This window comes from Nonomuraea rhizosphaerae (assembly GCF_019396405.1).
GTDB lineage: Bacteria > Actinomycetota > Actinomycetes > Streptosporangiales > Streptosporangiaceae > Nonomuraea > Nonomuraea rhizosphaerae.
On sequence record NZ_JAHKRL010000091.1, the window covers coordinates 1 to 9142 of the forward strand.

At 72.2% G+C, this 9142-nt stretch carries 9 protein-coding genes, 1 pseudogene and 1 riboswitch; of the genes and pseudogenes, 4 read left to right on the forward strand and 6 right to left on the reverse strand.

The annotated features are described in order from the left end of the window. Nucleotides 1-272: 272 nt before the first annotated feature. Nucleotides 273-719, reverse strand: a complete 447-nt coding sequence (locus KME77_RS04380) for a C40 family peptidase (RefSeq protein ID WP_308250543.1) — start codon at nt 717-719, stop codon at nt 273-275. A gap of 193 nt (nt 720-912) precedes the next feature. Then, nucleotides 913-1072, reverse strand: a riboswitch (cyclic di-AMP (ydaO/yuaA leader). A gap of 281 nt (nt 1073-1353) precedes the next feature. Beyond that, entirely contained in the window at nt 1354-2064 is a 711-nt protein-coding gene (locus KME77_RS04385) for a class I SAM-dependent methyltransferase (protein WP_246609162.1), read from the reverse strand. A 71-nt stretch (nt 2065-2135) separates the two neighbouring features. On the opposite strand from KME77_RS04385, the gene KME77_RS04390 reads away from it, so the two are divergent. Beyond that, entirely contained in the window at nt 2136-2996 is an 861-nt protein-coding gene (locus tag KME77_RS04390) for a LysR family transcriptional regulator (RefSeq protein WP_219462205.1), read from the forward strand. Between the two features lie 16 nt (nt 2997-3012). On the opposite strand, the gene KME77_RS04395 is transcribed toward KME77_RS04390, so the two are convergent. Then, a complete protein-coding gene (locus tag KME77_RS04395; protein ID WP_308250544.1) occupies nt 3013-3987 on the reverse strand; it encodes a C40 family peptidase in 975 nt (324 codons plus the stop codon). Between the two features lie 116 nt (nt 3988-4103). Further along, nucleotides 4104-5426, reverse strand: coding sequence for an NYN domain-containing protein (locus KME77_RS04400; RefSeq protein ID WP_219462207.1), 1323 nt, complete (start codon nt 5424-5426; stop codon nt 4104-4106). Between the two features lie 152 nt (nt 5427-5578). On the opposite strand from KME77_RS04400, the gene KME77_RS04405 reads away from it, so the two are divergent. Continuing rightward, the gene (locus KME77_RS04405; protein WP_219462209.1) at nt 5579-6655 is read left to right on the forward strand and encodes a phosphotransferase family protein; all 1077 of its coding nucleotides are present in this window, start codon (nt 5579-5581) and stop codon (nt 6653-6655) included. On the opposite strand, the gene KME77_RS04410 is transcribed toward KME77_RS04405, so the two are convergent. Both KME77_RS04410 and KME77_RS04415 read right to left on the reverse strand, forming a co-directional pair. Continuing rightward, a complete protein-coding gene (locus tag KME77_RS04410; RefSeq protein WP_219462211.1) occupies nt 6633-7301 on the reverse strand; it encodes a response regulator in 669 nt (222 codons plus the stop codon). The two genes, KME77_RS04405 and KME77_RS04410, sit on opposite strands and share 23 nt — an antisense overlap. Next, entirely contained in the window at nt 7298-8626 is a 1329-nt protein-coding gene (locus tag KME77_RS04415) for a sensor histidine kinase (RefSeq protein ID WP_308250546.1), read from the reverse strand. The genes KME77_RS04410 and KME77_RS04415 overlap by 4 nt, the downstream gene beginning before the upstream one ends. A gap of 110 nt (nt 8627-8736) precedes the next feature. Between KME77_RS04415 and KME77_RS04420 the strand changes: the two genes are divergently transcribed. Next, nucleotides 8737-8958, forward strand: a complete 222-nt coding sequence (locus tag KME77_RS04420) for a hypothetical protein (protein WP_219462214.1) — start codon at nt 8737-8739, stop codon at nt 8956-8958. Then, nucleotides 8958-9142, forward strand: a pseudogene (locus tag KME77_RS04425) (PH domain-containing protein); the annotation flags it as partial. The gene KME77_RS04420 and the pseudogene KME77_RS04425, both read left to right, overlap by 1 nt.

Consider the following 9142-nt stretch of genomic DNA (forward strand, 5'->3'; position numbering starts at 1 on the left):
GGCGGCGGGCCGGTCGCCACCGGGCGGCTCACCGCCGAGCGGCCCGCCGTGACCGAGCGGCGCGGCGCCGCCGGCCGAGGCGAGGGTCAGCAGCAGCACACCCGCCACGACGGTTCGACGGCTCACCTGCGCGGACACGTTGCCCGATCGTAGCCGCCCGCCCGTCACCACTCGCCCCGCATCCCTCTCACACCCTCAGCGCCCCTCGAACGCCCTCGGACGCGCGAAGGTCCCGTCCCCCACCCGGGGAACGGGACCTTCGTCTGCGCGGCCTACAAGCCGGGACGCACCGCGCCCGCGAACGACGCCTTGCGCCATCCGCTGACCTTCTCGATGCGTACCGTCAGGCCCGTCCTCGGCGAGTGGATCATCTTGCCGTTGCCGACGAACATGCCCACGTGGCCGAACCCGCGGAAGAACATCAGGTCACCTGGCTTGAGGTGCTTCCAGGAGACCTTCTTCCTGATGCGCGCGAACTGGCTGTTCGTCACGCGCGGGATCTTGACCCCGGCCTTCCTCCAGGCGTACTGGACGAGACCGGAACAGTCGAAGGACCCAGGCCCTGTGCCCCCGTAACGGTACGGGTCACCGAGCTGGCCCTTGGCCACAGCGACGGCCGTGCGGGCCCTCGCTTCTTGCCGAGCGGCCTTGGACTGCTTCTTCGCGGACCTGGCCGACTTCGCCGACCTGGCGGCCCTGGCCACCGTGGCGCGAGCCACCGTGGCGCCGGCCGCGCCTGTCGTGCTTGTCGTGCTGGTCCCGGAAGCGGCCGAATCGCTCGTCGTCGCCGCCTGCGCCGTCGGGGCATGGAGGCCCAGACCTCCGGCCGTCACGGTCATCGTGAGCGCTGCGCCACTCAGGGCAAGGCGGGACAGACGGGGGTTATGCGGGGAGGTAGACAGGATTTCTCCTTGAATCTTCCACGAATGCCTACCGGGTTAGCTGACGGATTCGGGCCTGGAAGTCGCCCTACGGCGCGAGACGCGCCGATTCACCCCTGATCCCTGGGGACGGGATCGCTGGGTCCCCGGCTCCGTGCCTCCTGGCTGCACGGACTCGGCAGGCCACCACCGGATTGACGTGCGGTTTCGGGAAGGCGGTGGCCGAACGGATTTTTATCTGTCCACATCGGGGGCCCGATGGAGAGTCGCGGCGCCATGGCTTGTTCGCCGCGACGCCAGAAGCTACGCCGTTCGGTAACGAACGTGCAAAGCCACGACAAGCTTGTCAGGATCACGCAGAGGTTTCTGTCAAGTCCTCCGCCGCTGCTAGAGCCAGGGCGTTGTTACTGAAATGTGACCCTTCTCACACTTGACGGGAGAACCCTGTGTCAGGTCCCTTTTGTCACTCTCGTCACATCTGTCCCGCGAGCAGCTGGAGACCCGTCGCCGGGAGCGCTCCCAACGCGAGGCGTTCCCGCTCGATCCGCCACAGTGCCGCGGCCACCTCTCCGGCGACGGCCCCAGGGGGGAGTTTCCCGCTCAGATACCGGGCCAGATACGGCCCCCGCCGTACCGTCCGGACGTCGAAACGCTCGCGCAGCGCGGCGAGCATGGCGTCGCCGCCCGTGTGGTCGGCGTGCGCGGCCCGCCAGCGGTCGATCGGGGCGATCCCCGGCGCGTACGGAAGGCCGGCCGGCCCGGCGGCGGTCAGCAGCGCGCCCGTGTCGTAGAACCAGGCGGCGGCCGCCTCGTCGGCCCAGTCCCACGCGAACTCGTCCACCACCAGCCGCCCGCCGGGCGCCAGCAGCGCGGCCACCCGGTCGAGCGCCGCCTCCAGCGGGTGCATGTGGTGCAGCGAGAGCGACAGGACGATCACCTCGAACGGCTCGTCCTCGTACGTGGTGATGTCGGCCGGCACGGCGGGCACCCCGGCCGCCCGCGCGGCCGCCACGGCCTCGGCGGAGGCGTCCACGACGGTGACGTGGTGGCCCCGCCCGATCAGCTCGGCGGCCAGCTCTCCCCGGCCGCACCCGGCGTCGAGGACCCGAGCGGGCCGGGCGGGCAGCGCCGCGTGGATCCAGCCGGCGCCCGGCGGGCGAACCTCGGTCTTGTCGGTGTTCATGGCTTCGAGCCTGGACGCCGGAAGCCATGCGCACCACTGCGGGTCCGGCATGAAAGGCATAAGCTGCGCGCATGCTTGACCTGTGGACGCTCCAGATCCTGGCGGCGGTGGGCCGGCTGGGATCGTTCTCAGCGGCGGCCGGGGAGCTGTCGATGACCCAGCCCGCCGTGTCGCGCCAGATCGCCACGCTGGAGCGCCGCACGGGTGTGCGGCTGTTCGAGCGGCTGCCGCGCGGCGTGCGGCCCACCGGCGCGGGCAGGGCGGCGATCGAGCAGGCGGGGCGGGTGCTCGGCGAGGTGGCGCTGTTCGAGACGCGGATGCGGGACCACGCGACAGGGCGGGCCGGGCGGGTCCGGGTGTCGGCGTTCCCGAGCGCGGCCACCTCGTACGTGCCCGAGCGCTTCCGCGCCTTCGCGGCCCTGCACCCGGACGTGGAGCTGTCGCTGACCGTGGGCGGCGACCCGGGGGCCGCGGTGGTGGCGGGGGAGGTGGACGTGGCGTTGCTCACGTCCTGGGACACGCCGCCGAAGGGCGTGGAAGTGCTGCCGCTGCTGGAGGACGAGCTGCTGGTCGCCCTCGCGCGCGACCATCCGCTGGCCGGTGGCGAGAGCGTCAGGCTGCGGGAGCTGGCGGCCGAGCGGTGGATCGACGGCACCCACCCCGACTGTCTCGGCCCCGTCTCCCGGCTGGCCGCCGCGCTGGGCGGCCCGCCGGGGATCAGCCACGTCTGCGACGACTGGAACGGCCGTCAGGGGCTCGTGGCGGCCGGGGTGGGCGTGATGCTGTACCCGGCCATGGCGGGGGCGGTCCGGTCCGACATCCGGCTGCTGCGGCCGTCGCCGCGGCTGAGCCGGTCGGTGTACGCCGTCAGCCTGCCGTCCCCGGGAGCCGCCGTACGCGCCTTCCTGTCCGTACTGGCAAGGCCCGCGTGAACGGCCCGCTCGGCTGCTACGGGCGGACCGCGCCCACCAGACGGCCGCCGTACGCCGACAGCGGCACGACCTTGACCACGTCACCCGTCTGCGGCGCGTGCACGATCCTGCCCCCACCGGCGTAGATGCTGACGTGCCCCAGCCCGGAGCTGAAGATCAGGTCGCCGGGCTGCAGCGCGTCGAGCGAGACCTTGCGCGCGTTGCCCCAGGCCCACTGCTGCCAGGTGGTGCGCGGCAGGGAAACCCCGGCGGCCCGCCACGCCGCCTGGGTGAGGCCCGAGCAGTCGTAGCCGCGCGGTCCGGTGCCGCCGAAGATGTACGGCTTGCCCACCTGCGCGAACGCGAACCGCAGCACGGTCGCGGCGTTGCCGGAGGCCGAGCCGGTGTACTTGATGCCGGTGCTGTTCGGGTTGCCGGCCTTGTAGGCGCCGAGCCGGTCGAGCAGCTTCTTCTGCTGCGCGATGAGCTTGCGCACCTCGTCGCGTTCCTTGTCGACGCCGTCGCGTACCTCGTCGGCCGCCTCGAACGCCTTCTCGGCCTTGTCGCGCTCGTCCTTCAGCCCGCGGTTCTCCCGGTTGAAGGCGATCAGCTTGCCCAGCTTCTCCTGCGAGAGCTGCCCGGCCAGGGCCATGCTGCCCAGCATGCCCGTGGGGTCGGCCTCGCCGATCATGGTGGGCCAGGCGGTGGCGTCGGGGCCGAGCTTGTAGGTGTCGACCGCCATCGCGACCACCTCGGCGCGCAGCGCGGAGACGGTGTCGAGCTTGCGTTTGTAGCTCGCGTTCAGCTTGTCGTAGGAGCTCTTGGCCTCTTTGTACTTCTCGGTCGCCGTGTTGTAACGGTCGACGACCTTGTCGGCCTTGTCGTTGAGCTTCGCGAGCTTGGCTTTCGCCTGTTTGATCGTGGGCTTCGGCGCGGCCATGGCCTCGCCCCCAGGGGACAGCAGCAGTCCGATCGCGAGACCCGCGGCCAGCGGCGCCCGGCCAAACCTCACAGTGTCGCCTCCCAGAGATCATACCTGAGGCGAGATGTTACAGAAGTTAAAGGGGTGGTCTTACCTAAACAACTGATTTGTCATGTGACCGCATGAGCGAGTCAGCTTTGAGCAATCTACGCCCGGCCCAGGCGGCGCAGCAGCAGACCGGACGGAACGGGTCTGGCTCCCATGCGGCGCACCGACTCGGCCACCTCGCGGTCGGAGGAGACCACAGCCATGGCCCTGCCGGGCGGCTCGGCGTGGACGAGCCGGCGGATCAGGTCGTCGGCGATCTCGCCGGGCGCGCTGAACAGCACCCGCACCCCGCGCGGCGCCACGACCTGGACGGGCGCGTTGAGCTCGGCGCCGTCGAAGACCACGGTCACCTCGACCCTGGTCTGCGCGACGAGCCCGCCGAGGCCGGTCATCAGCCGGGTGCGCTGGTCGGCCAGGGTGAGCGTGCCGTAGCCGCTCTTGGTCACGTTGTAGCCGTCGATGATCAGGTGCACCTGCGGCAGCGCGAGGAGCTGGTCGAGGAGCTGCGGGTCGTCGTCGGCCAGGGCGCGCGCGGGCACGCCCCGCACGCCGGGACGCTCGCCGGTGAGGGCGGCCACCGAGTCGGCGGGCTTGCTGATCGTGGTGGGCAGGGCCAGCTCCCTGCGCAGCCCGGCGGAGGCGTCCTGGAGGGCGTCGAGCAGCACCCGGACGCGGGCGTCCTCGATGCTCCTGCCCTCGCGGGCGGCCCGGCGCGAGGCTTCGAGCTGCTTCTCCACGTCGGCGACCCGCTCGCGGAGCCGGCGCAGCTCGGACTCGCCCGCGCTGCCGGCGGCCGTCGCGGCGGACCTGGCCTCCTCCGCCGCGTGCTCCATCTCCTCGGCGTGGCGGACGGCCGACTTGGCCCGCTCGCGGGCGTCGTGGAGCCTGCGCCGCAGGTCGGAGTTCTCCGCGCGGGCGGCCTTGAGCTGCTCGCGCAGCCGGTCGGACTCCTCCTTGGCGGAGGTCTTCTGGGCGGCGAGCTGCTCGCGCAGCCGCGCCACCACCTCCTCACGCTCGGAGCCCTCGGCCGCGACGGCCGACTGCTCAAGGTCGGCCCTGGCCGCCTCGACCATCTCTGCCCAGCCGACCGGGCGGGTCAGATAGGCCGCCGCGGCCACCAGCACGGGGTCGGCGGCGGGCGGCACGTTGCCGTCGGCCAGCGAGGCGACGAGCTCGGGCCATCCGGCGGTCACCGACTCGGCGACCACCTCGCGGAACTCCTTGTCGTTCTCCAGTTGCGCGGCGATGGGCGCGCTGCCCAGCTTGGCGCGCTTGCGCGGGTCGAACTTGGCGATGCCGCGCAACGGCGGCGGAACGGTGGCAGCGGGCATCGACCCGAGCACCTGCGCCGCCAGATCGACGACGTTGAGTCTCACCTGCTCGGGAAGCGGGCGAGACAGGCCTTCACCCGCTGAGCTCATCCCACGGTCCCTTCGCGACTTGCCTTTGAGACAAGGGTACGGCTGTCCGGTACCTGACCGTAACGGCAGGTAGCAACTGGACAAGCGCTTGCTAGGGGTATACGACTGTGCCGGGAACCGCGTTCATCCGGCGTTCATCCAGGAGGCGGATCGTGACGGAGCAGCTACGCACCTCCACCCGCGACCTGGAAGATTTACGGGAAAACCTGCAACTCTGGCTGCGGCGGAAAGTTGACCGCCAGGTTACCGTCACGGAGTTGTCGCGTCCCACCAACAACGGTATGTCGAGCGAGACGTTCTTCTTCACCCTGCTGCCCCCCGGCGGGGAGGCGCTGCGCTGCGTGGCCAGGATGGCGCCCGCCGCGGAGGCCGTGCCGGTCTTCCCCTCCTACGACCTGCGGGCGCAGTTCGAGATCATGCGCGCGGCCAGGGAGAAGGCCGGGATCCTGGCGCCGAGGGCCCTGTGGTTCGAGCCTGACCCTGGGCCGATGGGCGCGCCGTTCTTCGTCATGGAGCGCGAGGACGGCGACGTGCCGCCGGATGTGATGCCGTACACGTTCGAGGGCTGGGTGCTCGACGCCGACCCGCGCGACCGGCGCAGGCTCCAGGACGCGACGGTGGCGATCCTGGCGGCGCTGCACGACGCGCCGTTCAGCGACGACGACCTCGCCGTGCTCGACGGGGCGGGGCTGCGCCGCCACGTGGACGACCAGCGCGCCTACTACGAGTGGGCGCACGGCAGCAGGCGCATCCCGCTGCTGGAGCGCGGCTTCGAGTGGCTGGAGTCGCACTGGCCCCAGGATCCGGGGCCGGACGTGCTGACCTGGGGCGACGCGCGGATCGGGAACGTGATGTACCGCGACTTCACGCCCGTGGCGGTGCTGGACTGGGAGATGGCGGCGGTGGGGCCGCGCGAGCTGGACCTGGGCTGGATGATCTTCCTGCACCGGTTCTTCCAGGACATCACCGAGGCCGTGGAGCTGCCCGGGATCCCCGGCTTCATGACCCGCGAGGACGTCTGCGACAAGTACCGGGAGCTGACCGGGTACGAGGCGCGGGACATGGACTTCTACGAGATGTACGCGGCGCTGCGGCACGGCGTGATCATGGCCAGGGTCTGGCAGCGCAGGATCCACTTCGGCGAGCAGTCCATGCCGGACGACCCCGACGACCTGGTGCTGCACCGGGCCACGATCGAGCGGATGCTCAAGGGCTCCCGCCGGCCCTAGCGTCGTGGACGGTGAGCGCGATCTGCACCCTGTTGTTCAGCTCCAGCTTGGTCAGGATGCGTGAGACGTGCGCCTTGACCGTGGCGACGCTCATGTAGAGCTCGCGGCCGATGTCGGCGTTCGACCGGCCCTGGCCGACGGCCAGGGCCACCTCCCGCTCGCGCTCGCTCAGCCGCCCGAGCAGCCCGCGCGCCCGGTCGGCGCGCCGGTCCGCCCCGCCGTCGGAGACGTGGGTGATGAGCTGGCGGGTCACCGCCGGGGACAGGATCGGCTCGCCCGCCGCGACCCTCCTGATCGCCTCGACCAGGTCGCCGGGCGGGATGTCCTTCAGCAGGAACCCCGCCGCCCCGGCCCGTAGCGCCCGCACCACCTGGGCGTCGGCGTGGAACGTGGTCAGCACCACCACCTCGGGCGGCGACTTGGCCGCGCGCAGCGCCTCGGTGGCGGTGAGGCCGTCGACGCCGGGCATCCGGATGTCCATCAGCACCACGTCGGGCCGGTGCTCGGCGACCAGCGGCGGCACCTCGGCGCCGTCGCCCGCCTGCGCCACGATGTCGATGTCGGCCACCCCGCCGAGGATCATCGCCAGCCCGGCGCGTACGAGGGCGTCGTCGTCCACGATCAGCACCCGGATGGGGCGGGTCATGCGTCCTCCCTGGAAGTCTGACCGGGAACCTGCCCGGAACCGTCCCCGGCGGCCTGCGCCGGCCACGGCAGCCAGGCGCGCACCAGGAAGTCTCCCTCCCTGGTCGCGCCGTGGTCGAGCCGCCCGCCCGCCAGCTCGGCCCGCTCGGTCAGGCCGATGAGCCCGGTCCCGGCGCCGGGGATGCGGGTGCTCGGCCGCATGAGGAGGGGGTTGCGCACCTCGACGGCGAGCCCGCCCGCCGGACGGCCCTCGTCACCGGCGCCGGACGGCGTCCCGGACTGTGTTCCAGACGGTGTCCCCGACTGTGTCCCCGACGGCATCCCGGACACCGTGACGCGCACGGGGGCGCCGCCGGCGTGCTTGCGGGCGTTCGTGAGCGCCTCCTGGACGATCCGGTACGCGTTGCGCCCCAGCCCCTCGGGCGTGTCCCGGGCCTCCAGCGCCAGCTCCACGTCCATGCCCGCCTGCCGGCACTCCTCGACCAGCGACGGCAGGTCGGCCAGCGTCGGCTGCGGCCGGTCGGGCACGGCCGCGTCGGGCGCGGTGCCGCCGGGCCCGCCGCCGGGCGCCGAGTGGCGCAGCACCCCGATCACCTCGCGCAGGTCCTGCAACGCCTGGTGCGCGCTGGTCCTGATCGCCCCGGCGGCGCGGGCGATCTCCTCGGCCGGGGCGTCCGGCCGGAACTCCAGGGCGCCCGCGTGCAGGCTCAGGATGGAGATGCGGTGCGCCAGCACGTCGTGCATCTCCCTGGCGATGCGCTCGCGTTCGAGCCGCTTGGCCTCCTCGGCGGCGGTGTCGGCGCGCTGCCTGAGCGACCAGACGAGCTGCCGCCTGGCCCGCACCACGATCCCCCACGCGAACACGGTGAGCACGATCGCCGACCCGACGACCAGCTCCCCCAGCGGGCCCAGCTCGGTCTCCGACTTGAACCACGCGTACGGCAGCAGCGTCAGCAGGCCGAGCCCCACGATCGGCCCGGAGATCTTGAACGGCCGGTGCACCGCCACCGTGAACAGCGCCACCGCGGCCGCCCCGCCCACCAGCGACAGGTACACCGACAGCACCGACGTCACCAGCGCGAGCCCGACCGGCCACCTGCGGCGCAGCCACACCGCCACGCAGGCCAGCGCCCCGGTGACCTGCTCCAGCGCGAGCAGCGGCTCGGGCTGGTTCTCCACGTCGGGCAGCGTCAGCAGGGTGATCCCGCAGGCGGCCAGGAACATCAGGACGTCGACGATCCAGTCGCGGGTCGAGCGCCGGACCGGGCGCCGCTCGTCACCGTCCCCCAGCAGGACCGAGGGGAGCAGCCACCGGTATTCCGTCACATTCCCCGAGGTTAGAGGCTTCCGGCGGACGATGACAGCGACCAAAGTCGATGGCGCGCGAGACCTACGGCCGACGCCCCGCTCCCCTCGCCGGCGCGAGGCTGGAGGGCATGAAGGGACTGCTCAACGTGCTGGGCTGGCTGCTGGTGCTCCAGGGGGTCGGCGGCGTGCTCAACACCCTGCTCGGCTGGTGGCGCTGGGCCCATGACCTGCTGCTGGTCAACCTGGTGCCGTTCCTGCGCGGCCGGGAGATCTTCGCGGCGATCGTGATGGGCGTGCTCGGCCTGGCGCTGCTGGCGCTGTCGGACTCCCTGCAAAGGAAAACGGCCTGATGAACGAGGTGACCACGGCTACTGCGTTGCGCCCGCCGCGCAACTTGGCCGACCGGCGGGCGATCCGCTGGTGGACCGTCCAGTTGCTGATCGCGGCCGTGCTGGTGGGGGGCGCGGCGGTGGCGGCGTACCTGCTGTTCACGGACCGTCCCGCCGGGCTCGGCGCCGTGACGGCGGCGTTCGC